Source organism: Pseudomonas sp. QS1027 (assembly GCF_002814235.1).
Taxonomy (GTDB): Bacteria; Pseudomonadota; Gammaproteobacteria; order Pseudomonadales; family Pseudomonadaceae; genus Aquipseudomonas.
On sequence record NZ_PHSU01000011.1, the window covers coordinates 332,905 to 358,405 of the forward strand.

Annotated in this window: 23 protein-coding genes; 8 read left to right on the top strand and 15 right to left on the bottom strand. The window is 62.7% G+C overall.

All coding sequences use genetic code 11. The features are described from left to right. Position 1: 1 nt before the first annotated feature. From CWE01_RS12350 to ppsA, 5 genes are all read right to left on the bottom strand, one after another. Positions 2-253 (bottom strand): CrfX protein, encoded by a 252-nt coding sequence (locus CWE01_RS12350; protein ID WP_371917139.1) that lies wholly within the window; start codon positions 251-253, stop codon positions 2-4. Between the two features lie 58 nt (positions 254-311). Beyond that, the gene (locus CWE01_RS12355; RefSeq protein ID WP_100940802.1) at positions 312-1,307 is read right to left on the bottom strand and encodes a zinc transporter ZntB; all 996 of its coding nucleotides are present in this window, start codon (positions 1,305-1,307) and stop codon (positions 312-314) included. A 25-nt stretch (positions 1,308-1,332) separates the two neighbouring features. Next, entirely contained in the window at positions 1,333-1,824 is a 492-nt protein-coding gene (gene rraA, locus CWE01_RS12360; RefSeq protein WP_100940803.1) for a ribonuclease E activity regulator RraA, read from the bottom strand. A 154-nt stretch (positions 1,825-1,978) separates the two neighbouring features. Next, complete coding sequence (locus CWE01_RS12365) at positions 1,979-2,968, bottom strand: alpha/beta fold hydrolase (RefSeq protein WP_100940804.1); 990 nt, start codon at positions 2,966-2,968, stop codon at positions 1,979-1,981. 109 nt (positions 2,969-3,077) lie between these two features. Next, positions 3,078-5,453 (bottom strand): phosphoenolpyruvate synthase, encoded by a 2,376-nt coding sequence (gene ppsA, locus CWE01_RS12370; protein ID WP_100940805.1) that lies wholly within the window; start codon positions 5,451-5,453, stop codon positions 3,078-3,080. A gap of 175 nt (positions 5,454-5,628) precedes the next feature. Here ppsA and CWE01_RS12375 point away from each other — a divergent pair, with 175 nt between their 5' ends. Then, a complete protein-coding gene (locus tag CWE01_RS12375; protein WP_100940806.1) occupies positions 5,629-6,447 on the top strand; it encodes a pyruvate, water dikinase regulatory protein in 819 nt (272 codons plus the stop codon). A gap of 5 nt (positions 6,448-6,452) precedes the next feature. On the opposite strand, the gene prpD is transcribed toward CWE01_RS12375, so the two are convergent. The 6 genes from prpD to CWE01_RS12405 all read right to left on the bottom strand — a co-directional run bounded on the left by prpD (position 6,453) and on the right by CWE01_RS12405 (position 14,812). Further along, the gene (gene prpD, locus CWE01_RS12380) at positions 6,453-7,937 is read right to left on the bottom strand and encodes a 2-methylcitrate dehydratase (protein ID WP_100940807.1); all 1,485 of its coding nucleotides are present in this window, start codon (positions 7,935-7,937) and stop codon (positions 6,453-6,455) included. 28 nt (positions 7,938-7,965) lie between these two features. Further along, positions 7,966-9,156, bottom strand: coding sequence for a 2-methylaconitate cis-trans isomerase PrpF (prpF, locus tag CWE01_RS12385; protein WP_100940808.1), 1,191 nt, complete (start codon positions 9,154-9,156; stop codon positions 7,966-7,968). Between the two features lie 50 nt (positions 9,157-9,206). Then, positions 9,207-11,801, bottom strand: coding sequence for a Fe/S-dependent 2-methylisocitrate dehydratase AcnD (gene acnD, locus CWE01_RS12390; RefSeq protein WP_100940809.1), 2,595 nt, complete (start codon positions 11,799-11,801; stop codon positions 9,207-9,209). A gap of 208 nt (positions 11,802-12,009) precedes the next feature. Continuing rightward, positions 12,010-13,137 (bottom strand): 2-methylcitrate synthase, encoded by a 1,128-nt coding sequence (gene prpC, locus CWE01_RS12395; protein WP_100940810.1) that lies wholly within the window; start codon positions 13,135-13,137, stop codon positions 12,010-12,012. A 56-nt stretch (positions 13,138-13,193) separates the two neighbouring features. After that, on the bottom strand, positions 13,194-14,093 hold the full coding sequence (prpB, locus tag CWE01_RS12400; protein ID WP_100940811.1) for a methylisocitrate lyase: 900 nt from the start codon (positions 14,091-14,093) through the stop codon (positions 13,194-13,196). Beyond that, positions 14,090-14,812: a GntR family transcriptional regulator gene (locus CWE01_RS12405; protein WP_100940812.1), complete on the bottom strand. Its 723-nt coding sequence runs from the start codon at positions 14,810-14,812 to the stop codon at positions 14,090-14,092. Before CWE01_RS12405 ends, prpB begins: the two co-directional genes overlap by 4 nt. A gap of 304 nt (positions 14,813-15,116) precedes the next feature. Between CWE01_RS12405 and CWE01_RS12410 the strand changes: the two genes are divergently transcribed. The 5 genes from CWE01_RS12410 to CWE01_RS12430 all read left to right on the top strand — a co-directional run bounded on the left by CWE01_RS12410 (position 15,117) and on the right by CWE01_RS12430 (position 20,485). Next, the gene (locus tag CWE01_RS12410) at positions 15,117-15,656 is read left to right on the top strand and encodes an ATP-dependent zinc protease (protein WP_100940813.1); all 540 of its coding nucleotides are present in this window, start codon (positions 15,117-15,119) and stop codon (positions 15,654-15,656) included. Positions 15,657-15,661: 5 nt separating this feature from the next. Then, positions 15,662-17,194: an inactive transglutaminase family protein gene (locus CWE01_RS12415; RefSeq protein WP_100940814.1), complete on the top strand. Its 1,533-nt coding sequence runs from the start codon at positions 15,662-15,664 to the stop codon at positions 17,192-17,194. Continuing rightward, positions 17,194-18,180 (top strand): alpha-L-glutamate ligase-like protein, encoded by a 987-nt coding sequence (locus tag CWE01_RS12420; RefSeq protein ID WP_100940815.1) that lies wholly within the window; start codon positions 17,194-17,196, stop codon positions 18,178-18,180. Before CWE01_RS12415 ends, CWE01_RS12420 begins: the two co-directional genes overlap by 1 nt. 117 nt (positions 18,181-18,297) lie before the next feature. After that, positions 18,298-19,641 (top strand): aminodeoxychorismate synthase component I, encoded by a 1,344-nt coding sequence (gene pabB / locus CWE01_RS12425; protein ID WP_100940972.1) that lies wholly within the window; start codon positions 18,298-18,300, stop codon positions 19,639-19,641. 109 nt (positions 19,642-19,750) lie between these two features. Continuing rightward, positions 19,751-20,485, top strand: coding sequence for a phosphoadenylyl-sulfate reductase (locus CWE01_RS12430; protein WP_100940816.1), 735 nt, complete (start codon positions 19,751-19,753; stop codon positions 20,483-20,485). A gap of 174 nt (positions 20,486-20,659) precedes the next feature. On the opposite strand, the gene cysB is transcribed toward CWE01_RS12430, so the two are convergent. The 4 genes from cysB to CWE01_RS12450 form a co-directional block, all read right to left on the bottom strand. After that, positions 20,660-21,634: an HTH-type transcriptional regulator CysB gene (gene cysB, locus CWE01_RS12435; protein WP_040065465.1), complete on the bottom strand. Its 975-nt coding sequence runs from the start codon at positions 21,632-21,634 to the stop codon at positions 20,660-20,662. Positions 21,635-21,745: 111 nt separating this feature from the next. Then, positions 21,746-22,246, bottom strand: coding sequence for a universal stress protein (locus CWE01_RS12440; RefSeq protein WP_100940817.1), 501 nt, complete (start codon positions 22,244-22,246; stop codon positions 21,746-21,748). A gap of 249 nt (positions 22,247-22,495) precedes the next feature. Continuing rightward, a complete protein-coding gene (locus CWE01_RS12445) occupies positions 22,496-23,461 on the bottom strand; it encodes a putative 2-dehydropantoate 2-reductase (RefSeq protein ID WP_100940818.1) in 966 nt (321 codons plus the stop codon). Beyond that, the gene (locus CWE01_RS12450) at positions 23,458-23,844 is read right to left on the bottom strand and encodes a co-chaperone YbbN (protein WP_100940819.1); all 387 of its coding nucleotides are present in this window, start codon (positions 23,842-23,844) and stop codon (positions 23,458-23,460) included. Before CWE01_RS12450 ends, CWE01_RS12445 begins: the two co-directional genes overlap by 4 nt. Between CWE01_RS12450 and CWE01_RS12455 the strand changes: the two genes are divergently transcribed. Continuing rightward, on the top strand, positions 23,843-24,289 hold the full coding sequence (locus CWE01_RS12455; RefSeq protein WP_100940820.1) for a PilZ domain-containing protein: 447 nt from the start codon (positions 23,843-23,845) through the stop codon (positions 24,287-24,289). The two genes, CWE01_RS12450 and CWE01_RS12455, sit on opposite strands and share 2 nt — an antisense overlap. 129 nt (positions 24,290-24,418) lie before the next feature. Further along, positions 24,419-25,495, top strand: a complete 1,077-nt coding sequence (locus tag CWE01_RS12460) for a 3-deoxy-7-phosphoheptulonate synthase (protein ID WP_100940821.1) — start codon at positions 24,419-24,421, stop codon at positions 25,493-25,495. The last annotated feature ends 6 nt before the right edge of the window (positions 25,496-25,501 follow it).

The window sequence follows — 25,501 nt, forward strand, 5'->3', positions numbered from 1 at the left end:
TTCAGTCAGCCTTATCCGTGGAGCGAGCAACAGGGGTACGACGGGAGACCGGCGAAACATGGGCCGATCCGTTGTTCAGGGCGATCATCAGCGCCTGCAGCCAACGGCCCATCAGACTGAAGAGATCACCGGCGCCAACCTGCCGGTTGGCGGTTTTCAGGACACGCCCCAGGCAAGCGTCGTCGTCACGGGTGGACGGCGAGGCCTTGAGCATGTCACGCAGGGATTGTTCGAACGGATCGTGCATACGCACCTCTCGGTATATCTGTGAAAGACGCGATCATTTTTTTGCAGGTCACATGAAACATGTTTCAAACCCAGCGCAAACGTCGGAAAAGCCACCATTGTCCGACGGCAACGGCGACGATCAGCAGACACGCGATGACAAAACCGTAGGGGTCTCCGGACCACGGAATACCCCCGACGTTGATCCCCAGCAGACCGGTCAGGAAGCTCATCGGCAGGAAGATCCCGGTGATGATCCCGAAGCGATACATGGTCTTGTTCATGCGCACGTTCAGACGTCGGTCCTCGGCCTCAAGTACAAGCCCCACGCGCTCGCGGGTCAATTCGAGCTCTTCCAGGTAACGGGTCAGACTGTTGTTCAATTCGTTCCAGTAACCGGCTTCTTCATCGGCGAACCAGGGCAGCTTGATCCGGCTCAACTGGCCGAAAATATCCCGCTGCGGCGCCAGGAAACGTTTCAGCCCGGCGGCCCGGCGACGTATCTGCACGATGGCGCCATGTTCGGGGCTATACCGTTCGTCGGCATCTATCTTTTCCTCTTCGTCATCGACCACTTCCGAGAGGTCGCTGACCAGATCCTGCACCTTCAGGGTGAGGTATTGCGCGATGTAGAGAATCAGTTCGGCGGCGTTTTTCGGCCCCTTGCCCTGTTCCAGTTGCACCAGCAACTCATCGGTGGCGCGCAACGGCCGCAAGCGCAGGGAAATCACCCGCTGATGGGCGGCGAAGACCCGCACCGAGACCATGTCTTCAGGCTCGGCGCCGGGGTTGAGGTTGACCCCGCGCAGAAACAGCAGCAACTCGCTTTCGGGCAACGGCAACAAACGCGGCCGGGTATTCTCTTCCAGCAGCAGGTCACAGTTGAACTCGCTCAAGCCGCTGGAAGTGCGCAACCAGGTATGGGTCTGCGGATGGCTGCGATCCCAGTGCAACCAGAGGCTTTCCTCCGACTGCAGCTGCAGGCCATCGAGCTCCGTCCGAGCAATCGAGCGCGCACCGCCCCTACCATCCAGAACCAGGGCATGAACCAGCCCCCACTGCGCGTTTTCTTCCTCGAACATCCTTACCCCATTGTGTTGCAAAAATTTACTCAGGCATCTTCAGCGGGCTGGGCGCAATGATCACGCCGTTATTGTCCGCGTAGATGTACTCGCCCGGGCGAAAGGTCACGCCGGCAAAGGTGACCGGGACATTGAGGTCGCCAATGCCACGCTTGTCGGTTTTCATCGGATGGCTGGCCAGGGCCTGCACCCCCAGGTCGGTCTGGGCAATCACGTCGACATCGCGGATGCAGCCGTAGATCACCAGCCCTTCCCAGCCGTTCTTCGCCGCCTTCTCGGCCAGCATGTCGCCGAGCAGGGCACGGCGCAGGGAACCACCACCATCGACCACCAGCACCTTGCCCTGGCCATTAAGCTCGACCTGGTCCTTGACCAGGGAGTTGTCCTCGAAACACTTGATGGTGACGATCTCACCACCGAAGGAATCGCGGCCACCGAAATTGCTGAACATCGGCTCAAGCACCTGTACCAACTCCGGATAGGCGTCGCACAGGTCGGGGGTGACGTAATGGTCCATGGGGGAAACTCCTGTAGGTGGAATCGAGAATGCCAGACTACGCAGGTCGCGCTACAAGATGAAACGCTTGTCCCGGTCGAATGTTTAGACAATGACCCAAACCGCTCAATGCGTCATATCTTAGCCTTTACCACCCGTGAGCGGAATGCCCTTGTCAGACCGTTTCCTGAACGACGGCTGACTCGGCCTGTAGGAAAACCTGCTGGTCCCGCAGCCAATCGGCCACCTTTGGCCAGACTTCGGCCTGTGCCGGCTTGCTCACCAGCATCTCGACATGGCCGAAATCCGAGCTGAAACCCTGCTCGCGGCCCAGGCAGAGAAAGTGCTTGTGCGCCGAGCCGATCTGCTCGAACAGCTTGCGACAGGCCCAGGCCGGGTCCTGGTGATCGCCGACAGCGGTGACGGCCAGCACCGGCACATCCACTTCGGCCAGGCCACCCCACCAATCCCGCTCGGCGTCCCGGAAACGCCCGAACAGGCCATACCAGCGCAGGCTTTCGAGGGCCAGGCCGATGGGCTCGTCCTCCGGGCCGCGCTTGAGGCGCGAACCGGACAAATGGGCGAAACGCCGCAGCAGCAGGCGACCGCCCCACTCCACTGGCGGAATCTTCAACGGCCAGTAGGTGCGACTGACCTGACAGCCGAACAAGGCCGCCGAAGCCACCGCGGGCGCCCCCAGGTATTGACCGCCGAGGGCCGCCGCCAGGGTGGTGCCACCCAGGGAATGGCCGATCCAGTGGGGAATCTGCCCGCTTTGCTCGCGCACGAAGGCGGCAATGGCCGGCAGGTCATAACGGGCGTAATCGGCCACGCGATTGCGTCGATAACCGTGATTGCGCGCCGACAGCCCATGACCGCGCATTTCCGGGATCCAGACGTCGAACCCGGCACGCGCCAGATAGGCGCCCAGGCCAATGCCCTTGGCGGAATACCAGAAGCGCCGGTTGGAAAAGCTGCCATGCAACAGGATCACCGGCACGCCACGTGCCTCGGGCTCGTCGGCGAGGCCCAGGCGGGTGACCGCCAGCTCGACGGTGCCATCGGGGCTGTTGCCCGGTTTCAAACGATAGACGTCTTCACAGAGATCGCCACGACGCTCGGCGCTGATCAAAGCCACCGGAAAAAGATTGCTGCTGCTTTGCATAAGGCTCTTGCACAAAAAAGGGCGGCCCATGTGGACTCGCCCTGACAATAAGGTTTGTAACACCCAACTTCAAAATGGCGCCGACCGTTCAGGTCGGCGCCCTATTCAGTCAGGCCTGCGCTTGCCCTTCAGCCAGGAAGAACCAGGTCTCCAGCACGGAATCCGGGTTCAACGACACGCTTTCAATGCCCTGCTCCATCAACCAGAGCGCCAGGTCCGGGTGATCGGAAGGCCCCTGGCCGCAGATGCCGATGTACTTGCCTGCCTTGTTACAGGCCTGGATGGCGTTGGACAACAGCTTCTTCACCGCCGGGTTACGCTCGTCGAACAGGTGCGCGATGATCCCGGAGTCGCGGTCCAGGCCCAGGGTCAGCTGGGTCAGGTCGTTGGAACCGATGGAGAAACCATCGAAGAACTCGAGGAATTCATCGGCGAGAATGGCGTTGGAGGGCAACTCGCACATCATGATCACCCGCAGGCCGTTCTCGCCACGGGCCAGGCCGTTGGCGGCGAGCAGGTCGACCACCTGGCTGGCTTCGCCCAGGGTACGGACGAAAGGCACCATGATTTCGACGTTGGTCAGGCCCATCTCGTTGCGCACGCGCTTGAGGGCACGGCATTCGAGTTCGAAGCAGTCACGGAACGACTCGCTGATGTAACGCGAGGCGCCGCGGAAACCCAGCATCGGGTTTTCTTCTTCCGGCTCATAGAGCTTGCCGCCGATCAGGTTGGCGTATTCGTTGGACTTGAAGTCCGACAGCCGCACGATGACCTTCTTCGGCCAGAACGCCGCCGCCAGGGTGCTGATCCCTTCCACCAGCTTCTCGACATAGAAGCCGACCGGATCGTCATAACCGGCGATGCGCTTGTCGACGCTGTCCTTGATTTCCGTTGGCAGCCCGGCGTAGTTCAGCAGCGCCTTGGGGTGCACGCCGATCATGCGGTTGATGATGAACTCCAGGCGGGCCAGGCCCACACCGGCGTTCGGCAGCTGCGCGAAGTCGAAGGCGCGATCCGGGTTGCCGACGTTCATCATGATCTTGAACGGCAATTCCGGCATGGCGTCGACGGAGTTTTTCTTGATATCGAAGCCCAGCTCGCCTTCGAAGATATAGCCGGTATCGCCTTCGGCACAGGAAACGGTCACGCCCTGGCCGTCTTTCAGCAGTTGGGTGGCGTTACCGCAACCGACCACCGCCGGAATCCCCAGCTCACGGGCGATGATCGCCGCGTGGCAGGTACGCCCGCCACGGTTGGTCACGATGGCACTGGCGCGCTTCATCACCGGTTCCCAGTCCGGGTCGGTCATGTCGGAGACCAGCACGTCGCCTGGCTGGACCTTGTCCATCTCGGACACGTCCTTGATGATCCGTACCTTGCCGGCGCCGATGCGCTGGCCGATGGCACGGCCTTCCACCAGCACGGTGCCGGTTTCCTTGAGCAGGTAGCGCTCCATGACGTTGGCCTGGGTGCGGCTCTTCACGGTTTCCGGACGGGCCTGGACGATATACAGCTTGCCGTCGTCACCGTCCTTGGCCCACTCGATGTCCATCGGGCACTTGTAGTGCTTCTCGATGATCATCGCCTGCTTGGCCAGCTCGCTGACCTCCGCATCGCTGAGGCAGAAACGCGCGCGCTCGGCCTTGTCGACGTCGACGGTCTTGACCGAACGACCGGCCTTGGCTTCGTCGCCGTAGATCATCTTGATCGCCTTGCTGCCCAGGTTGCGGCGCAGGATGGCGGGACGACCGGCTTCGAGGGTGCCCTTGTGTACGTAGAACTCATCCGGGTTCACCGCGCCCTGGACGACGGTTTCACCCAGGCCGTAGGCGCCGGTGATAAACACCACGTCACGGAAGCCCGACTCGGTGTCGAGGGTGAACATCACGCCGGCGGTGCCGGTTTCCGAACGCACCATGCGCTGCACACCGGCGGACAGGGCCACCAGCTTGTGGTCGAAGCCCTGGTGCACCCGGTAGGAAATGGCGCGGTCGTTGAACAGCGAGGCAAAGACTTCCTTGGCCGCGCGGATCACGTTTTCCACGCCGCGGATGTTCAGGAAGGTTTCCTGCTGGCCGGCGAAGGACGCGTCCGGCAGGTCTTCGGCGGTGGCCGAGGAACGCACGGCCACAGCCACGTCCGGATTGCCCGCCGACAGGGCGGCGAAGGCAGTACGGATCTCGGCGTTGAGCTTCTCGGGGAACTCGGCTTCCATGATCCACTGGCGGATCTGTGCGCCAGTGCGGGCCAGGGCATTGACGTCATCGACATCCAGCGCATCCAGCGCCGCATGGATCTGGTCGTTCAGGCCACTGAGTTCGAGAAAATCACGATACGCCTGAGCCGTAGTGGCAAAGCCGCCGGGGACCGATACACCGGCACCCGCGAGGTTACTGATCATCTCGCCCAGGGATGCGTTCTTGCCCCCTACGTGCTCTACATCATGGACGCCGAGCTTATCGAGGGAAACTACGTACTCTACCAAGGTGATCTCTCCACTAACTGTGTTGGAAAAGCTCAGGAGCGGACTGCTCTAATGGGCAGGTTATCCGCCATGTGGCCTGGACCTGGAAAATAAGTGAGAATGCCAGCCATTCCTGGCGGACAAATCCCGCCTATCATATCCAAGAATCGTCACCAGCTTAAGGCCCAAGGCGCAAATGAAACGATCTGCTTTCTTTATCTCCGATGGTACCGGCATCACCGCCGAAACCCTGGGTCAAAGCCTGCTGGCGCAGTTCGAGAACATTACCTTCGCCAAATTCACCCGCCCGTACATCGACAGCGTGGACAAGGCGCGGGCCATGGTGCAACAGATCAATATCGCCGCCGAAAAGGACGGATTTCGCCCGATCATCTTCGATACCATCGTCAACCAGGACATTCGTGAGATCCTCGCCACGTCCAATGGTTTCATGATCGACATCTTTTCCACCTTCCTCGCCCCGCTGGAACAGGAACTGAGCGAACACTCGTCCTACTCGGTGGGCAAGTCCCACTCCATCGGCGGCAACTCCAACTACATGGAGCGCATCGAGGCGGTGAACTTCGCCCTGGACAACGACGACGGCGCCCGCACCCACTATTACGACAAGGCCGACCTGATCCTGGTGGGCGTGTCGCGCTGCGGCAAGACCCCGACCTGCTTGTACATGGCGATGCAATTCGGCATCCGCGCGGCCAACTACCCGCTGACCGAGGACGACATGGAGCGCCTGCAACTGCCGGCCGCCCTGCGCGCCCACCAGCACAAGCTGTTCGGCCTGACCATCGACCCGGACCGCCTCACCGCGATCCGCAACGAGCGCAAGCCCAACAGCCGCTACTCCAGCTATGCCCAGTGCGAGTTCGAAGTGCGCGAGGTGGAAAACCTGTTCCGCCGCGAGAACATCGCCCATATCAATTCAACGCATTTCTCGGTGGAAGAGATTTCCGCGAAGATTCTCGTCGAGAAAGGCGTGGAGCGGCGCTTCAAGTAACGCGCCTAGATCACGAAGAGATCGACAAACCGATGCACCGGCGTCGCCTCCAGGCGCGCCGGGTCCTTGCACAGGGCCAGGATCTCGGCACTGCGCTGGGCGGTAAAGCGCGTCGCCAGATTGGCCTTGAACTTGTCTTCCAGCAACGGAATGCCCTCGGCCCGACGGCGGCGATGGCCGATCGGGTATTCCACCAGCACCTGCGCGGTACTCGTCCCGTCCTTGAAGAACACCTGCACCGCATTGGCGATCGAACGCTTGTCGGCCTCCAGGTATTCACGGGTGTAACGCGGGTCCTCAACGATCACCATCTTCTCGCGCAGTACGTCGATGATCGGATGGCTCCCGTGGAAATCGTCCTCGTAGTGCTCGGCCACCAGGTTGCCGAAAGCCAGCGGCACCGCCGTCATGTACTGCAGGCAGTGGTCGCGGTCGGCGGCATTGGCCAGCTTGCCGACCTTGGAAATGATGCGAATCGCCGACTCATGGGTGGTAATCACGATCCGCTCGATCTCGCCCAGGCGGTTCCTGACCTGCGGATGTAGCGTCACCGCTGCCTCGCAGGCGGTCTGGGCATGGAACTCGGCCGGGAAACTGATCTTGAACAGCACATTTTCCATGACATAGCTGCCATACGGCTGGGAAAGGCTGAAAGTGCGCTTGTCCTCGGGCTTGAGCGCCAGATCCTTGTTGGTGTGACTGAACAGCACATCGTAGAAGCCCCATTGCGGCGCGCTCAACACCCCGGGAATGCCCATTTCCCCGCGCAGGGCGATATCCGCCAGGCGTACGCCACGGCTGGTCGCATCCCCCGCTGCCCAGGATTTACGCGAGCCGGCATTCGGTGCATGACGATAGGTGCGCAGCGCCTGGCCATCGACAAAGGCATGGGACAGCGCCGCCAGCAGTTGTTCACGGCTGGCGCCCATCAGTTTGGCGGTGACCGCGGTGGAAGCGACTTTCACCAGCAGCACGTGATCAAGGCCGACCCGATTGAAGGAGTTTTCCAGGGCGATCACGCCCTGGATCTCGTGGGCCATGATCATCGCTTCCAGCACCACCCGCACGCTGAGCGGCGCCTCGCCGTTGGCCACGCGTTTCTGCGACAGATGATCGGCCACCGCGAGAATCCCGCCGAGGTTGTCCGAGGGGTGGCCCCACTCGGCCGCCAGCCAGGTGTCGTTGTAATCGAGCCAGCGGACGATGCAGCCGATATCCCAGGCGGCCTTGACCGGATCGAGGCGAAAGCTCGTCCCCGGCACACGGGAGCCGAACGGCACGACGGTGCCCTCGACCAACGGCCCGAGATGCTTGGTGCACTCGGGAAAACGCAGGGCCAGCAGGCCGCAGCCCAAGGTGTCCATCAGGCAATTGCGCGCGGTATCCAGCGCCTCCGCGGACTCGATCTGGTAGCCGAGAACGTAGTCGGCGATGTCCTGCAGGACCTGGTCGTAATCGGGACGGATGTTCAGATCAACGTTGGCACTCATCTTCGCTTCACTCCGTGGGTGGTTCAGCTCAAAAGGCATCGCCCGGCACACGCACCCAGCCTTCCATGAGGACCCGCGCACTGCGGCTCATGATGGCCTTGACCACGGTCCACTCGCCGTTGACCTCAGTGGCCTCGGCGCCGACCCGCAAGGCGCCCGACGGATGGCCGAAACGCACCGCACTGCGCGCGCCACCGCCCGCCGCCAGGTTCACCAGGGTGCCGGGGATCGCCGCCGCCGTGCCGATGGCCACCGCCGCCGTGCCCATCATCGCGTGGTGCAGCTTGCCCATGGACAAGGCCCGTACCAGCAGATCCAGATCCGCCGCCGCCACCGGCTTGCCGCTCGACGCGGTGTAGCTCGCCGGCGCCGCGACAAACGCCACCTTCGGCGTGTGCTGACGGGTCGCCGCCTCATCGATATGGCGGATCAAGCCCATGCGCACGGCACCGTAGGCACGGATCGTCTCGAACATCGCCAGGGCCTTGGGATCGCCGTTGATATCGCCCTGCAACTCAGTACCGGTGTAGCCGATATCCGCCGCATTGACGAAGATCGTCGGAATCCCGGCATTGATCATGGTCGCCTTGAAGGTACCGACACCCGGCACCTCCAGGTCGTCCACCAGATTACCGGTGGGGAACATCGAACCGCCGGCGCCCTCTTCCTCGGCCGCCGGATCCATGAACTCCAGCTGCACTTCGGCGGCCGGAAAGGTCACGCCGTCGAGTTCGAAGTCACCGGTTTCCTGCACCGCACCCTCGGTGATCGGCACATGGGCGATGATGGTCTTGCCGATATTCACCTGCCAGATCCGCACCACCGCCACGCCATTGCGCGGGATCCGCCCGGCATCCACCAGGCCGGCGCTGATGGCGAACGAACCGACCGCCGCCGACAGGTTGCCGCAGTTGCCACTCCAGTCGATAAACGGCTTGTCGATGGAGACCTGGCCGAACAGGTAGTCGACGTCGTGGTCGGCCTTGATGCTCTTGGACAGGATCACCGTCTTGCTGGTGCTGGAGGTCGCCCCGCCCATGCCGTCGATCTGCTTCTCATAGGGATCGGGGCTGCCGATCACCCGCAACAACAACGCATCGCGCACCGCGCCGGGCAATTGCGCCGCTTCGGGCAGGTCGTTGAGGTTGAAGAACACCCCTTTGCTGGTGCCGCCACGCATATAGGTGGCGGGGATCTTGATTTGCGCTACGTGGGCCATGAAATCGTGTCCTGTGAGGGCCGGGGCGGACTGCCGCCCCGGCAGGTCGCCTAGCCAGCCGTGGCCGATTGGAGGAAGTCCTGGGCAAAACGCTGCAAGACACCGCCGGCCTCGTAGATCGAGACCTCTTCGGCGGTGTCGAGGCGGCAGGTCACCGGCACTTCGAGACGCTCGCCGTCGTGACGATTGATGACCAGGGTCAGGGTGTTACGCGGGGTGCGCTCACCGATCACGTCGAAGGTCTCGGTGCCGTCGATGCCGAGGGTCTTGCGGTCCGTACCCGGCTTGAACTCCAGCGGCAACACGCCCATGCCCACCAGGTTGGTGCGGTGGATACGCTCGAAGCCTTCGGCGGCAATCGCCTCGACCCCGGCCAGGCGCACGCCCTTGGCCGCCCAGTCACGGGACGAACCCTGGCCGTAGTCGGCACCGGCAATGATGATCAGCGGCTGCTTGCGTGCCATGTAGGTTTCGATGGCTTCCCACATGCGCATGACCTGGCCTTCCGGCTCGACCCGCGCCAGGGAGCCCTGCTTGACCTTGCCGTTTTCCACGACCATTTCGTTGAACAGTTTCGGGTTGGCGAAGGTCGCGCGCTGTGCGGTCAGGTGGTCACCCCGGTGGGTCGCGTAGGAGTTGAAGTCCTCTTCCGGCAGGCCCATTTTCTCCAGGTACTCGCCAGCCGCGCTGTCGAGCATGATGGCGTTGGACGGCGACAGGTGGTCGGTGGTGATGTTGTCCGGCAGCACCGCCAGCGGGCGCATGCCCTTGAGCGGCCGCGCACCGGCCAGGGCGCCTTCCCAGTACGGCGGACGGCGGATATAGGTGCTCATCGGCCGCCAGTCGTACAGCGGCGCGACCTTGGGACCGGTGTCTTCGTGGATCGCGAACATCGGGATGTAGACCTTGCGGAACTGCTCCGGCTTCACCGAGGCCTTGACCACCGCGTCGATCTCTTCGTCGCTCGGCCAGATGTCCTTGAGGCGGATCTCCTGGCCGTCGGCGTCCAGGCCCAGCACGTCCTTCTCGATATCGAAGCGGATGGTGCCGGCGATGGCGTAGGCCACCACCAGTGGCGGCGAGGCGAGGAAGGCCTGCTTGGCGTACGGATGGATGCGCCCGTCGAAGTTGCGGTTACCGGACAACACGGCCGTGGCGTAGAGGTCGCGGTCGATGATTTCCTGCTGGATCGCCGGGTCCAGCGCGCCGGACATGCCGTTGCAGGTGGTGCAGGCAAAAGCCACGACGCCAAAGCCCAGTTGCTCCAGCTCCTTGGTCAGTCCGGCTTCGTCGAGGTACAGCGCCACGGTCCTGGAACCCGGCGCCAGGGACGACTTGACCCAGGGCTTGCGGGTCAGGCCGAGCTTGTTGGCGTTGCGCGCCATCAGGCCGGCAGCGATCACGTTGCGCGGGTTGCTGGTATTGGTACAACTGGTGATGGCGGCGATGATCACCGCGCCGTCGGGCATCTGCCCCGGCACATCGTCCCACTGGCCGGCAATGCCCTTGGCCGCCAGGTCGCTGGTGGCAACGCGGGCATGGGGGTTGCTCGGGCCGGCCATGTTGCGCACCACCGAGGACAGGTCGAAGCTCAAGCCACGCTCGTAGTCCGCGCCTTTCAGGCTGTCGGCCCAGAGCCCGGTGTGGCGGGCGTAGGTTTCCACCAGCTTGACCTGGTCGTCTTCACGCCCGGTGAGCTTCAGGTAATCGATGGTCTGCTGGTCGATGTAGAACATCGCCGCCGTGGCGCCGTACTCCGGAGCCATGTTGGAAATGGTCGCGCGATCGCCCAGGGTCAGGGCCGAGGCGCCTTCGCCAAAGAACTCCAGCCAGGCGCCGACCACTTTCTGTTTACGCAGGAACTCGGTCAACGCCAGCACCATATCGGTGGCGGTGATGCCCGGTTGCAGCTTGCCGGTCAGTTCGACGCCGACGCTTTCCGGCAGGCGCATCCAGGACGCCCGGCCGAGCATCACGCTCTCGGCTTCGAGGCCGCCGACACCGATGGCGATCACCCCCAGGGCATCGACGTGGGGGGTGTGGCTGTCGGTGCCGACACAGGTGTCAGGGAAAGCCACGCCGTCCCGCGCCTGGATCACCGGCGACATTTTCTCCAGGTTGATCTGGTGCATGATGCCGTTGCCGGGCGGGATCACATCGACGTTCTTGAAGGCCTTCCTGGTCCAGTCGATGAAATGGAAACGGTCTTCGTTGCGCCGGTCTTCGATGGCGCGGTTCTTGGTGAAGGCATCCGGATCGAAACCGCCGCATTCCACAGCCAGGGAGTGGTCGACGATCAGCTGGGTCGGCACCACCGGGTTGACCTGGGCCGGGTCGCCGCCCTGGGAAGCGATGGCATCGCGCAGGCCGGCCAGGTCGACCAGGGCGGTCTGGCCGAGAATGTCATGACAGACCACCCGGGCCGGGAACCAGGGGAAGTCGAGGTCGCGCTTGCGCTCGATCAGTTGTTTCAAGGAATCGGTGAGGGTCGCCGGGTCGCAGCGCCGGACCAGGTTCTCGGCGAGTACCCGCGAGGTGTAAGGCAGGGTCGCGTAGGCCCCGGGCTGGATGGCCTCGACTGCCGCACGGGCGTCGAAGAAATCCAGGTGGCTGCCGGGCAGCGATTTACGGTATTGGCTATTCATGGTCTGGGACTCGATCACGGTAAGGTCAAGAGTGGACGCGGAACCTGCCGGAACCGGCTCTCAAACCTGAACACCGTCCTTGTAGGAGCAGGGCTTGCCCGCGAAGCTTTTGGCGGCTTCAAGGGCCCCTTCGCAGGCAAGCCTGGCTCCTACAGGTCGGCGGTGTTCTTGAGCTGGACTCCAACCTGTAACGATCCACTTCCTCCAGTCAGCGACGCTCGATTGGCACGAACTTGCGCTGTTCGACGCCGATGTACTCGGCGCTCGGACGGATAATGCGGTTGTTGCCACGCTGCTCGAACACATGCGCGGCCCAGCCGGTCAGGCGCGAGCAGACGAAGATCGGCGTGAACAGCTTGGTCGGGATGCCCATGAAGTGGTACGCCGAGGCATGGTAGAAGTCGGCGTTGGGGAAGAGTTTCTTCTGTTCCCACATGGTCTTGTCGATGGCTTCGGAGACCGGGAACAGCACGGTGTCACCGACTTCATCGGCGAGTTTCTTCGACCAGCCCTTGATCACTTCATTGCGCGGATCGTTGTCTTTGTAGATCGCGTGGCCGAAGCCCATGATCTTGTCCTTGCGCGCCAGCATGCCGAGGGTGCCTTCGACGGCTTCCTGGGGCGAGCTGAAACGCTCGATCATTTCCATCGCCGCCTCGTTGGCACCGCCATGCAGCGGACCGCGCAGGGAACCGATGGCCGCGGTGATGCAGGAGAACAGGTCGGACAGGGTCGAGGCACAGACCCGCGCGGTAAAGGTCGAGGCGTTGAACTCGTGCTCCGCGTAGAGGATCAGCGACACGTCCATCACCTTGCGATGCAGCTCGCTCGGCGCCTTGCCATGCAGCAGGTGCAGGAAGTGGCCGCCGATGGAAGCCTCGTCGGTCACGCAGTCGATGCGCTTGCCTTCGTGGCTGAAGCGATACCAGTAGCACATGATCGCCGGGAACGCGGCCAGCAGCCGGTCGGTGGCTTCATGCTGGCGGGCGAAGTCGCCTTCGGGTTCGATATTGCCAAGGAAGGAACAGCCGGTGCGCATCACGTCCATCGGATGGGCGTCGGCGGGAATCCGCTCGAGGACTTCCTTCAGCGCCTGGGGCAGATCCCGCAAGGTCTTCAGCTTGCCCATGTAGGCCGCCAGTTCGGTGGCATTCGGCAGATCGCCGTAGAGCAGCAGGTAGGCAACTTCTTCGAAACGCGCGTCGGCGGCCAGTTCACGCACGTCGTAGCCACGGTAAGTCAGGCCGGCACCGGCCTGGCCGACGGTGGACAAGGCGGTTTGCCCGGCGACCTGGCCACGCAGGCCGGCACCGCTCAGTACTTTTGCTTCAGCCATTGCTCTCTCCAATTCTTGAATTTATCAGGGACCCGGCAAGTCAGGGTAGTCAGGTCTCAGCCCTTCTTCTGGGCAAACAGCGCATCGAGCTTCTGCTCGAAGGTGTGGTAGTCGATACGATCGTAAAGCTCCATGCGGGTCTGCATGGTGTCGATGACGTTCTGCTGGGTGCCATCCCGGCGAATCGCGGTGTAGACGTTTTCCGCCGCCTTGTTCATCGCGCGGAACGCCGACAGCGGGTACAGCACCAGGGACACGTCGGCGGACTTCAGCTGTTCGGTGGTGAACAGCGGCGTCGAGCCGAACTCGGTGATGTTGGCCAGGATCGGTGCCTTCACGCGGCTGGCGAACAGCTTGTACATTTCAAGTTCGGTGATGGCTTCCGGAAAGACCATGTCGGCGCCGGCCTCGATGCACGCGGCGGCCCGTTCCAGGGCCGACTCCAGGCCTTCCACGGCCAGGGCGTCGGTGCGGGCCATGATCACGAAACTGTCGTCGGTGCGGGCATCCACCGCCGCCTTGATGCGGTCGACCATTTCCTGCAGGGTGACGATTTCCTTGTTCGGACGGTGGCCGCAACGCTTGGCGCCGACCTGGTCCTCGATATGGATCGCCGCCGCGCCGAACTTGATCATCGACTTGACCGTGCGCGCCACGTTGAACGCCGAGGCACCGAAACCGGTGTCGACATCCACCAGCAGCGGCAGGTCGCAGACATCGGTGATCCGCCGCACGTCGGTGAGCACGTCATCCAGGCCGGTGATGCCCAGGTCCGGCACCCCGAGGGAGCCGGCCGCGACACCGCCGCCGGACAGGTAGATGGCCTTGAAGCCGGCGCGCTTGGCCAGCAAGGCGTGGTTGGCGTTGATCGCGCCGACCACCTGCAAGGGCTGTTCGCTGGCGACCGCATCGCGGAAACGCTGACCGGGCGTGCTCTTGTTGGAACCCTGACTCATGACTCACCTCGCTTCGTAGCTGTCGGTTTGACGGCGTCCTGGTAGTGACGCGCGATATTGCGTTTCGACGCGCCGATATGGCGGCGCATCAACAGTTCGGCCAATTCGCCATCGCGTTCGGCGATGGCGTCGAGAATCCGGTGGTGCTCGGCGAACGCCTGGCGTGGCCGGTTGGGGGTGACGGAAAACTGGATGCGGTACATGCGCACCAACTGGTACAGCTCGCCGCAGAGCATCTGGGTCAGGGTGCGGTTGCCGGCGCCCTGGATGATCCGGTAGTGGAAGTCGAAATCGCCTTCCTGCTGGTAATAACCGACCCCGGCCTGGAACGCCGCGTCGCGCTCATGAGTATTGAGAACCTCTCTCAACTCCTCGATTTCCTCGGCGGTCATGCGCTCGGCCGCCAGGCGACAGGCCATGCCTTCGAGGGACTCGCGAATTTCGTAGAGTTCGATCAGTTCGGCCTGGCTGAGGGACACCACCCGCGCACCGACATGGGGCACGCGCACCAGCAGTCGCTGGCCCTCCAGACGGTGAATGGCCTCGCGCAGCGGGCCGCGGCTGATGCCGTAGGTGCGTGCCAGTTCCGGCTCGGAAATCTTGCTGCCGGGGGCGATTTCACCCTTGACGATCGCCGCTTGAATGCGCCGGAAGACGTTCTCGGACAAGGTTTCCGAATCGTCCTGGGCAATCGCGGGCGGCTCCAGCTCATGCAGCATATTGTCGACACCTTATCCTTCAATGGCGCTAAAACTAGCCAATATCAACAAATCAGTCAAAGAATTAATTGGTATTGTCAACAATAGTCTAAGAAGCGCCCTGCACTGCACACGGCAAGGGACAACCCCGGCCTATCCGACAAGGGAGGCGCCCGGCGCTGGCGCGACAGGTCCGGCATGCTAGAATGCCGCGCGCATCCGCCGATGCGCTGCCTGTCATATTTTTCTGACAGACGTACGAGGATGCTTGCGCGATCATTGCCAGTCCCCTTGAATCAAGATTGCCCGATACGCGCCAGGATTTATGAGACTCAAGCCTTTCCCCCTACTGCTTCTCTGCCTGTTTTGTCTGCCTGGCATCAGCCTCGCGACCGAGAAGACGGTGTACGGCCTGAACGAGTACGCGCAACTGGCCGGGATCGACCTGCAAGTGCCGGCCAAGCTCGACACCGGCGCCAAGACCGCCTCCCTCAGTGCTCGCGACATCCACCGGTTCAAACGCAACGGCGAAAGCTGGGTGCGCTTCTACCTGGCGATCGACGCCGCCCATTCACACCCGATCGAACTGCCCCTGGCCCGCGTCAGCAAGATCAAGCGCCGCGCCGGCGACTATGACCCGGACGAGGGCAACGCCTATACCGCACGCCCGGTGATCAGCCTGGAAATCTGCATGGGCAGCGCCTTGCGCAGCATAGAAGTGAACTTGACCGACCGCAGCAGCTTCCAATACCCGCTGCTGATCGGCTCCGAAGCCCTCAAGCGCTTCGATGCGCTGGTCGACCCCAGTCTTAAATACGCTGCCGGCAAACCCGCCTGCACCAACGACGCTCAAACCGCCGAGTAATCCGAATGCGTTCTCTCACCCTCCACCTGAAAATCCTCATCACCGTACTGGTGTTGCTGGGTGCTTCGGTCACGGCCTATCAGATTTTCGTGCTGGGTATTCCCGTCACCGAGGATGCCACGGACGACTTGTGGAACATCGACGCCAAGGTCGAGTTCGTCGCCAGCACCAAGGAACCGGTGAAGATCCAGATGTTCGTCCCGCCCCTGAGCCGCGACTACGTCAGCCTCAACGAGAGCTTCATCTCCAACAACTACGGGGTCAGCGTCAACCGCGCCGACGGCAACCGCAAGGTGACCTGGTCGGCACGCAAGGTCAGCGGCAAGCAGACGCTGTATTACCGCCTGGTGCTGACCAAGCGCTACACCGGTGAGAAACCCAAGGTCAAAGGCCCGACCTTCCGCGACAGCATGGCGATCGAAGGGCCGGAGAAAATCGCCGCGGACGCCTTGCTCGCGCCGATCCGCCAGCACTCGGCGGACGTCGAGACCTTCATCGGCGAAACCATCAAACGGGTCAACAACCTCGGCGATGACAACGTCAAGCTGCTGCTGGCCGGCGATCCCTCGACCCCGCACAAGGCGCAGATCATCGAGCTGCTGCTGTCCATCGCCCACGTGCCGATGGAACGCGCCCACACCCTGCGCCTGGTGGCCGATCAACCGCAGACCCCGGAGCTCTGGCTGCGCAGCTTCAATGGCACGGACTGGCTGTACTTCAACCCGGACACCGGTGAACAGGGCCTGCCGTCCGACCGCCTGCTCTGGTGGACCGGCGCCGACAACCTGATCAGCGTCGAGGGCGGCAAGAAAGCCGGCGTCACCTTCAGCCTGAACAACAGCGAGATGAACGCGATCCGCCTGGCCAAGCTGACCGACGAGAATTCCGACGCCAACTTCCTCGAATATTCGCTCTACGGCCTGCCACTGCAAACCCAGCAGACCTTCATGATCATGGTGATGATCCCCATCGGCGTGCTGGTGATCCTGATCCTGCGCAACCTGATCGGCCTGCAGACCCTCGGCACCTTTACCCCGGTGCTGATTGCCCTGGCCTTCCGCGAAACCCAGCTGGGCTTCGGCATCGTGCTGTTCACCATCATTACCGCCCTCGGGCTGTCGCTACGTTCCTACCTTGAACACCTGAAGCTGCAGATGCTGCCACGGCTGTCGGTGGTACTGACCTTCGTCGTGGTGCTGATCGCCGCCATCAGCCTGTTCAGCCACAAGCTGGGCCTGGAGCGGGGCCTGTCGGTGGCGCTGTTCCCGATGGTGATCCTGACCATGACCATCGAGCGCCTCTCCATCACCTGGGAAGAGCGCGGCGCCAACCATGCCCTGAAAGTTGCCATCGGCACGCTGTTCGCGGCGTCCCTGGCGCACCTGATCATGACCGTGCCGGAGCTGATCTACTTCGTCTTCACCTTCCCGGCGATCCTGCTGATCCTGGTGGGCTTCATGCTGGCCATGGGTCGCTATCGCGGTTACCGCCTGACCGAACTGGTGCGCTTCAAGGCGTTCCTCAAGGAAAACGCCTGATGTTCGGCCTGTGGAAAACCTGGAAGGCCCTGGAAGCCCGGGGCATCATGGGGATCAACCGGCGTAACGCGGACTATGTGCTCAAGTACAACAAGCGCAGCCTCTACCCCATCGTCGATGACAAGATCATCACCAAGGAACGGGCCATCGCCGCCGGCATCCATGTGCCGGAAATGTACGGGGTGATCTCCACGGAAAAGGAAATCGACCGGCTGGAAGCGATCATCGACGGGCGCCGTGATTTCGTTATCAAGCCGGCCCAGGGCGCGGGCGGCGACGGCATCCTGGTGATCGCCGACCGCTTCGAGGGCCATTATCGCTCGATCTCCGGACGCCTTATCAGCCACGGGGAAATCGAGCACCAGATTTCCAGCATCCTCACCGGCCTGTATTCCCTGGGCGGACACCGCGACCGCGCGCTGATCGAATACCGGGTCACCCCCGACCCGATCTTCAAGAGCATCAGCTACGAAGGCGTGCCGGACATCCGCGTCATCGTGCTGATGGGCTATCCGGTCATGGCCATGCTGCGCCTGCCGACCCGCCAGTCCCACGGCAAGGCCAACCTGCACCAGGGTGCCATTGGTGTCGGCGTGGACCTGGCGACCGGGATCACCCTGCGCGGCACCTGGCTGAACAACATCATCCGCAAGCACCCGGACACCACGCACCCGGTGGACGGCGTACAGTTGCCGAACTGGGACGGTTTCATGCAACTGGCGGCCGGTTGCCATGAGCTCTGCGGCCTGGGTTATATCGGCGTGGACATGGTCCTGGACCAGGACAAGGGCCCGCTGATCCTCGAACTCAACGCCCGTCCCGGCCTGAATATCCAGATCGCCAACGACTGCGGCCTGACCCACCGGACCCATGCCGTGGAGGCCCATCTGGCGGAACTGGCCGCCGAGGGCATCACCGAGACACCGCAGGCACGGGTGCGTTTTGTCCAGGAACTGTTCGGCCATGTGCCGGCGCTCAACGATTGATCCACTGCAGAACGACAGATCCTACAAGGCAATCTCCATCCAGCGACATGCCCCTAGGAGCAACGCCTACAGGAGACTACAATCGCGCACCGCGCTCCCATGGCTGACCCGCCCCCCATGTTGACCTGCTCCGTACACCCGCTGCCCTACCACGCCAATCCCGCCCATTACTTCGCGGCGATTCGCCATGCGCCTGGTGCCGTCTTGCTCGACAGTGGTCGTCCCGAGGCCGAACGCGGGCGTTACGACCTGCTCAGCGCCTGGCCGCTGGAGCAACTGGCGGTCTGGCCGGACGAACGCGGCGCGGCGTTCCTGCAACGCCTGCGGGACAACCTGGCGCGCCTGGGCGAAGCGCAACTCCCCGCAGGGTTTGAACTGCCGTTTGCCGGCGGCCTGATCGGCTATCTGAGCTACGACTTCGGCCGTCACCTGGAAAACCTGCCCCATCAGGCGCGGGACGACCTGCAACTGCCCGATGCGCGTTTCGGCCTGTATGCCTGGGCGCTGATCAGCGACCATCAGCAAGGCAGCAGCCAATTGGTCTTCCATCCCAGCGTCGAAGCCGCCGAACGGGAACGGCTGATCCAGCTGTTCAGCCAGCCGGCCGGCCAGGACAGCCGCGAATTCCAGCTCAAGGGTCCGATGACCGCGGACCTCACGGCCGAGGCCTACCGCCGGGCTTTCGAACGCATCCAGCACTATATCCAGGCCGGCGACTGCTATCAGGTCAACTTCGCCCAGCGCTTCCGGGCCGACTGCCAGGGCGATCCGTGGGTCGCCTATTGCGCCTTGCGCGCCGCCTGCCCGACGCCCTTCTCCGGCTTCCAGAGCCTGCCCGACCAGGGGGCGGTGCTGAGCCTGTCGCCGGAGCGCTTCGTCAAGGTCAGCCAGGGCCAGGTCGAGACACGCCCGATCAAGGGCACCCGCCCCCGTGGCCGCGACGCAGCCGAGGACGCCGCCAACGCCGCCGAACTGCTGGCCAGCAGCAAGGACCGTGCGGAGAACCTGATGATTGTCGACCTGTTGCGCAACGACCTCGGGCGCACCTGCCGTATCGGTTCGGTGCGGGTCCCGGAGCTGTTCAGCCTGGAGAGCTACCCCAACGTGCACCATCTGGTGAGCAGCGTGACCGGGACCCTGGCCGAAGACCGCGACGCCCTCGACCTGATTGCCGGCAGCTTCCCCGGCGGCTCGATCACCGGTGCGCCGAAGATCCGCGCCATGCAGATCATCGACGAGCTGGAACCGACCCGACGGGCGCTGTATTGCGGCTCGCTGCTGTACCTGGATGTGCGCGGCGAAATGGACAGCTCCATCGCCATCCGCAGCCTGCTGGTCAAGGATGGGCAGGTCAGTTGCTGGGGCGGTGGCGGCATCGTCGCCGATTCCGACTGGCAGGCGGAATACCAGGAGTCCATCACCAAGGTGAAGGTCTTGCTCGACACCCTGCAAAGCCTCTGAAAGCCCGCGCCTGCAAGGGAGCGTGCTTGAGCATGGGGCCGGCGCCGACGGATTTTGTTACTATTCGCCTATTCGAGCGCAAAGCGCCACTGACTGTAGGAACCGCCTGATGAGCCAACCGTTCGACGTCGCTGAACTCGCCGCGACATATGCCAACAAGTCCGCCCAGGACATCCTCAAGCTGGCCTTTTCCCAGTTTGGCGATGACCTGTGGATATCTTTCAGCGGCGCGGAAGACGTGGTGCTGGTGGACATGGCCTGGAAACTGAACAAGAACGTCAAGGTCTTCAGCCTCGACACCGGGCGCCTGCACCCGGAGACCTACCGTTTCATCGATCAGGTGCGCGAGCACTACAAGATCGACATCGAGCTGATCTCCCCGGATCACAATGAGCTCGAGCCCTTCGTCAAGGCCAAGGGTCTGTTCAGCTTCTACAAGGACAACCACGGCGAATGCTGCGGCATCCGCAAGATCGCGCCGCTGCGCCGCAAGTTGTCCGGCGTCAGCGCCTGGGCCACCGGCCAGCGTCGCGACCAGAGCCCGGGCACCCGCAGCCAGGTGGCGGCACTGGAAATCGACAGCGCCTTCTCCACCCCGGAACGCACCCTGTACAAGTTCAACCCGCTGGCGCAAATGAGCAGCGAAGAGATCTGGGGTTATATCCGCATGCTCGAACTGCCCTACAACAGCCTGCACGAACGCGGCTTTATCAGCATCGGCTGCGAGCCCTGCACCCGTCCGGTGCTGCCGAACCAGCACGAACGCGAAGGCCGCTGGTGGTGGGAAGAAGCCACGCAGAAGGAATGCGGCCTGCACTCCGGTAACCTGATTGCGAAGATCTGAAGGCCGGACACGGTCCTTGTAGGAGCCTGGCTTGCCAGCGAAGAGGCCAGCGAGAACGCTAAAAGCTTCGCGGGCAAGCCCTGCTCCTACAGGTGACGTGTGGCCTTCAAGATTGCGTTCCAACACCCACAAAAAAGCCCCGAACCAGTCGGGGCTTTTTCATGTTCGGGGAACTCAGTGCACCGGCAGCTCGACACCGTCGAACAGTTCTTCCAGTTCCTGCTTGTTGTGGCACTGGATGGCCTTGGCCATGACTTCACGGGTCAGGTGCGGCGCGAACTTCTCGATGAAGTCGCACATGAAACCGCGCAGGAAGGTGCCGCGGCGGAAACCGATCTTGGTCACGCTGGACTCGAACAACTCGCTGGCATCGAGCACCACCAGGTCCTTGTCGAGCACCGGGTCCACCGCCATCTTGGCGACGATACCGACACCCAGGCCCAGGCGCACATAGGTCTTGATCACGTCGGCGTCGGCCGCGGTGAACACCACCTTGGGGGTCAGGCCGCGATGACTGAAGGCTTCATCCAGCTTGGAACGCCCGGTGAAACCGAACACGTAGGTGACGATCGGGTATTCGGCCAGGGTTTCCAGGGTCAGCTTCGGCAGCTTGGTCAACGGGTGGCCTTGAGGCACGACCACGCAACGGTTCCAGCGATAGCACGGCATCATCACCAGGTCGCCGAACAGTTCCAGGGCTTCGGTGGCAATGGCGAAATCCACGGTACCGTCAGCGGCCATCTCGGCGATCTGCATCGGCGAGCCCTGGTGCATGTGCAGGGCCACGTCCGGGTATTGCTTGATAAAGCTGCTGATCACCGGCGGCAAGGCATAACGCGCCTGGGTGTGGGTGGTGGCAATCGACAGGGTGCCTTTCTTCTCGTTGGAGAATTCCTGGGCGATCTGCTTGATGCTCTCGACCTTGCGCAGGATCTCGCCGGCCGTGGTGATGATACGTTCACCGGCTGGCGTGACGCGGGTCAGGTGCTTGCCGCTGCGGGCGAAGACTTCGACGCCCAGCTCGTCTTCGAGCAGGCGGATTTGTTTGCTGATACCCGGCTGAGAGGTGTAAAGGCTTTGGGCGGTGGCGGAAACGTTGAGGTCGTGGTGCGCCACTTCCCAGATGTAGCGCAGTTGTTGAAGCTTCATATGTATCCCTCAAAGCAGGTAAACGCCACAGTAACAGCGGCGATATATAACTATATGAATGGTTTGAAGAATAAATCTAGAACTTTTTTATCAAAACGCTGACTTTCCGACTCAGATATCGCCATAGCGACGGCGTTGCAGCAGCGGCACCAGGTAAACCGGCACCTGGGACAGCTGCAGGACCCGCGCGGCGGTGCGCCCCAAATGCGCCTCGCCACCGGTGCCGTGGCTGTGGCTGCCGACGATCAACAGGTCCACCGAGAGGACCCGGGCCTGTTCGAGAATGACCTGCGAAGGGTCGCCCTGGAGCACCTTGATCGACTGGATCATGCTCAGGTCCTGCAGCCCGTCGGCGCACTCCTCGCGAAAGCTGTCGAGCACCCGCTGCTCGATGGTCGCCATCACGGTGTTAAGACCCTGGCTGTGAAATTCGTTCAATGCCTGCTCGTCCAGGTAGCTCTGCAACACCGACTCGGCGAACAACCCCATCGGCTCGACCGCGTGCACCACATACAAATCGGCCTTGAACGTCCGCGCCAACTCCAGGGCATGCTGCATGACATAAGGCGCATACAGACCGAGGTCGGTGGCGTACAGCATCGAACGGATCATGGGGCCTCCTCGATTGCCAGAATGGCGGAGATTCAGTTGAGCTTAGCAGCGCCCCGAAGACCACGGGGCGCGGCTGGTCGGGCCGGCCCCGCTGCTCATCCCTGAAGAAACCCGATCTTGAAAACACCACAAAACCTGTAGGAGCCGGCTTGCTGGCGATAGCGGTTTACCAAGCGACGAATAATGTCGGCTGTCAGATCGCAATCGCCAGCAATCAAGCGTCGACCGGTCGCTCCTGCATGACCGTATTCAACCCTGGCGATTGTTCGCGTCGATAAATGCCAGGGCCTGGTACAGGGCCCGGATCTTCGGCAACTCGCAACCGGCGGCACTCGCCGCGGCCAGTGGACGTACATAGACGGCGTCCAGCTCCAGCGCCCGCTTGTGGACAAAATCGTGGTACATGCTCGGCCAGTAGTCCGGCATTTTTTCCGTCACCTTGAACAGGTGCTCGGCATAACCGGCCGGCAACTCATGACCGCAGGCCTGGGCACCCCGGACCACCTCGGCCATCAGCCCCTGGACCAGTTCACGGCTGCTGTCGTCGCTCATCAGCGGCGTGGTACTGGCCCGCAGCAACACCGACAGACCGTTGTAAGGCACGTTCCACACCAGCTTCTGCCAGCGCGCCTGCTGCAGGTTGGCCATGGCCTGGGACTCGATGCCCGCCCCATGGAACAGACTGGCGCCCTCTTCGACCAGGACCTGGCGAGCTGTCGCATCATCGCGCAACGGACCACTGTGATAACCGATGTTCACCGCACCCAGGGCCTGATGCACGATGGCCCCGGGGCCGGCACGGTGCACGCAGATAAAGCACAGGCCGCCCAACAGGTGCAGCGACTCGGGCAGCAGCGCACGCAACTCATCCTCCACGTCGAGGCCGTTCTGCAGCACCAGCACCTTGGCCCCCGGCGCGGCGGCCTGGGCAATCAGCGGCGCGAGACTGGCGTTGCTGGTGGTCTTGGCCCCCACCAGCAACCAGTCGCAGGGCGGCATGTCGGCGGCCTGGGCATAGGCCTGCACATTGTTCAAATGCAGCGGACCGTGCACCGCACTGTCGATCCGCAAGCCGTTCCCGGCCACCGCCGAAAATTCGCTGCGCAGCAGGAAATGCACGTCAAAGCCGGCCCGCGCCAGCATCACACCGTAATACCCACCGATCGCACCGGTGCCGATAATGCCGATACGCGGCCTGCTCACTGAACCCGTCATGGCAACTCCTCTGGTACAAGACTCAAGGCCTGCCGAACCGCGTCGGCAAGCTCGTTCACGGCCAGGCGTGACTGCACAGCTCCATGAAAACCACCGTCCTTGACCACAAACAGCGCCGGTAGATGAAACACCCCGTAACGCTGCACCGCCCCGCCGTTGTCACCCGCATCGATCCAGCACAGGCGCTCGACCGGCAAGGCCAGGGTCGGCAAGACCTCCCGGGCGAAGCGGCAGGAGGCGCAGCCGACACTGGTGAATATCAGTAATGAAACACCTGGCAGGTCCAATAGATTCCGGTCGATATCAAAATCCGTCAACTCCAGGCTCTTCACTATACTGTTGGAAAGTTTTTCCACTGATCGACGCAGGGAGTCGTTGTTCATGGTGCGCTTTCTTCCTCATCCCGACGACGTTCCCGTCACATTGGTTCTGCTTGAGCATTCCTGCATTTCACGCCAGCAACTCGACCGCATCAGCCTGGGCGGTGTCTCCTGCCAGTCACCACGCGGCTGGCGCAAAGGCTCGGCGTTGCAAATGTGCATTCCCAGCCTCGGCGCCAGCGCCTGTTATCCGGGCTACGTGGCCTGGTGCCTGAAACGCAAGCACGGTTACCGGGTGGGCATTGCCTTTGTCGACGAGCAAACCCTGTTCGGCGCCCGCATGGGTGAACAGGTCTGCCAGATCGAACGCTACCAGCGAACACGCGAGCAACAAAGCGAAGATCGGCAAAACATCGAAGTCATCGCCCAGGAATGGGTTCGCGAACACGCCAGCGACTTCTCCCAGGCCAGCCTGGAACGTCCTTATGTGCGGGCTTTACTCGATTAAACCGGTCAGGCCATTGCCCGCGCCCCGCCTAACGCGCTAAGGTTCGGCTCCCCGACGCGCTTAAATCTGCTGTGCTCCGCCGCGCGGGGATCGCTGGCGGCCGGCACCCGTGACCTGACGAGTAACACGATGGCTGATTTACCGATCAACGACCTTAACGTCGCCTCCAACGAGACGCTGATCACTCCCGATCAGCTCAAGCGTGATATTCCCCTGAGCGAGAGCGCCCTGCGCACCGTGACCAAAGGTCGCGAGGTGATCCGCAATATTCTCGATGGTACGGACCATCGCCTGTTTGTCGTGATCGGGCCTTGCTCGATCCACGACATCAAGGCTGCCCACGAATACGCCGAGCGCCTGAAAGTCCTGGCCGCCGAAGTGTCCGACAGCCTGTACCTGGTGATGCGCGTGTATTTCGAGAAGCCGCGCACCACCGTCGGCTGGAAGGGCCTGATCAACGACCCGTACCTGGATGACTCCTTCAAGATCCAGGACGGCCTGCACATCGGTCGCCAACTGCTGCTGGACCTGGCGGAAATGGGCCTGCCCACCGCCACCGAAGCCCTCGACCCGATCTCGCCGCAGTACCTGCAGGACCTGATCAGCTGGTCGGCCATCGGCGCGCGCACCACCGAATCCCAGACCCACCGCGAAATGGCCTCGGGCCTGTCCTCGGCCGTGGGCTTCAAGAACGGGACCGACGGCGGCCTGACCGTGGCGATCAACGCCCTGCAGTCGGTGTCCAGCCCCCATCGCTTCCTCGGTATCAACCAGGAAGGCGGCGTGTCCATCGTCACCACCAAGGGCAATGCCTACGGTCACGTGGTCCTGCGCGGCGGCAACGGCAAGCCCAACTATGACTCGGTCAGTGTCGCGGTCTGTGAACAGGCGCTGGCCAAGGCCAAGATCAAGGCCAACATCATGGTCGATTGCAGCCACGCCAATTCCAACAAGGACCCGGCCCTGCAACCGCTGGTGATGGAGAACGTCGCCAACCAGATCCTCGAAGGCAACCAGTCGATCATCGGCCTGATGGTCGAGAGCCACCTGAACTGGGGTTGCCAGGCGATTCCGAAAGACCTCGCCGACCTGCAATACGGCGTGTCGATCACCGATGCCTGCATCGACTGGAGCGCCACCGAAAAAACCCTGCGCAGCATGCATGCCAAGCTCAAGGACGTCCTGCCCAAACGCCAGCGCAGCTGATCGCGA

What these genes read in the sequence shown, in the direction of transcription:
- CWE01_RS12355 (WP_100940802.1), bottom strand. Translation starts at nt 1,307, where the DNA reads ATGTTCGAGGAAGAAAACGCGCAGTGGGGGCTGGTTCATGCCCTGGTT.
- rraA (WP_100940803.1), bottom strand. Translation starts at nt 1,824, where the DNA reads ATGGACCATTACGTCACCCCCGACCTGTGCGACGCCTATCCGGAGTTG.
- CWE01_RS12365 (WP_100940804.1), bottom strand. Translation starts at nt 2,968, where the DNA reads ATGCAAAGCAGCAGCAATCTTTTTCCGGTGGCTTTGATCAGCGCCGAG.
- CWE01_RS12375 (WP_100940806.1), top strand. Translation starts at nt 5,629, where the DNA reads ATGAAACGATCTGCTTTCTTTATCTCCGATGGTACCGGCATCACCGCC.
- prpD (WP_100940807.1), bottom strand. Translation starts at nt 7,937, where the DNA reads ATGAGTGCCAACGTTGATCTGAACATCCGTCCCGATTACGACCAGGTC.
- prpF (WP_100940808.1), bottom strand. Translation starts at nt 9,156, where the DNA reads ATGGCCCACGTAGCGCAAATCAAGATCCCCGCCACCTATATGCGTGGC.
- acnD (WP_100940809.1), bottom strand. Translation starts at nt 11,801, where the DNA reads ATGAATAGCCAATACCGTAAATCGCTGCCCGGCAGCCACCTGGATTTC.
- prpC (WP_100940810.1), bottom strand. Translation starts at nt 13,137, where the DNA reads ATGGCTGAAGCAAAAGTACTGAGCGGTGCCGGCCTGCGTGGCCAGGTC.
- prpB (WP_100940811.1), bottom strand. Translation starts at nt 14,093, where the DNA reads ATGAGTCAGGGTTCCAACAAGAGCACGCCCGGTCAGCGTTTCCGCGAT.
- CWE01_RS12405 (WP_100940812.1), bottom strand. Translation starts at nt 14,812, where the DNA reads ATGCTGCATGAGCTGGAGCCGCCCGCGATTGCCCAGGACGATTCGGAA.
- CWE01_RS12410 (WP_100940813.1), top strand. Translation starts at nt 15,117, where the DNA reads ATGAGACTCAAGCCTTTCCCCCTACTGCTTCTCTGCCTGTTTTGTCTG.
- CWE01_RS12415 (WP_100940814.1), top strand. Translation starts at nt 15,662, where the DNA reads ATGCGTTCTCTCACCCTCCACCTGAAAATCCTCATCACCGTACTGGTG.
- CWE01_RS12420 (WP_100940815.1), top strand. Translation starts at nt 17,194, where the DNA reads ATGTTCGGCCTGTGGAAAACCTGGAAGGCCCTGGAAGCCCGGGGCATC.
- pabB (WP_100940972.1), top strand. Translation starts at nt 18,298, where the DNA reads ATGTTGACCTGCTCCGTACACCCGCTGCCCTACCACGCCAATCCCGCC.
- CWE01_RS12430 (WP_100940816.1), top strand. Translation starts at nt 19,751, where the DNA reads ATGAGCCAACCGTTCGACGTCGCTGAACTCGCCGCGACATATGCCAAC.
- cysB (WP_040065465.1), bottom strand. Translation starts at nt 21,634, where the DNA reads ATGAAGCTTCAACAACTGCGCTACATCTGGGAAGTGGCGCACCACGAC.
- CWE01_RS12440 (WP_100940817.1), bottom strand. Translation starts at nt 22,246, where the DNA reads ATGATCCGTTCGATGCTGTACGCCACCGACCTCGGTCTGTATGCGCCT.
- CWE01_RS12445 (WP_100940818.1), bottom strand. Translation starts at nt 23,461, where the DNA reads ATGACGGGTTCAGTGAGCAGGCCGCGTATCGGCATTATCGGCACCGGT.
- CWE01_RS12455 (WP_100940820.1), top strand. Translation starts at nt 23,843, where the DNA reads ATGGTGCGCTTTCTTCCTCATCCCGACGACGTTCCCGTCACATTGGTT.
- CWE01_RS12450 (WP_100940819.1), bottom strand. Translation starts at nt 23,844, where the DNA reads ATGAACAACGACTCCCTGCGTCGATCAGTGGAAAAACTTTCCAACAGT.
- CWE01_RS12460 (WP_100940821.1), top strand. Translation starts at nt 24,419, where the DNA reads ATGGCTGATTTACCGATCAACGACCTTAACGTCGCCTCCAACGAGACG.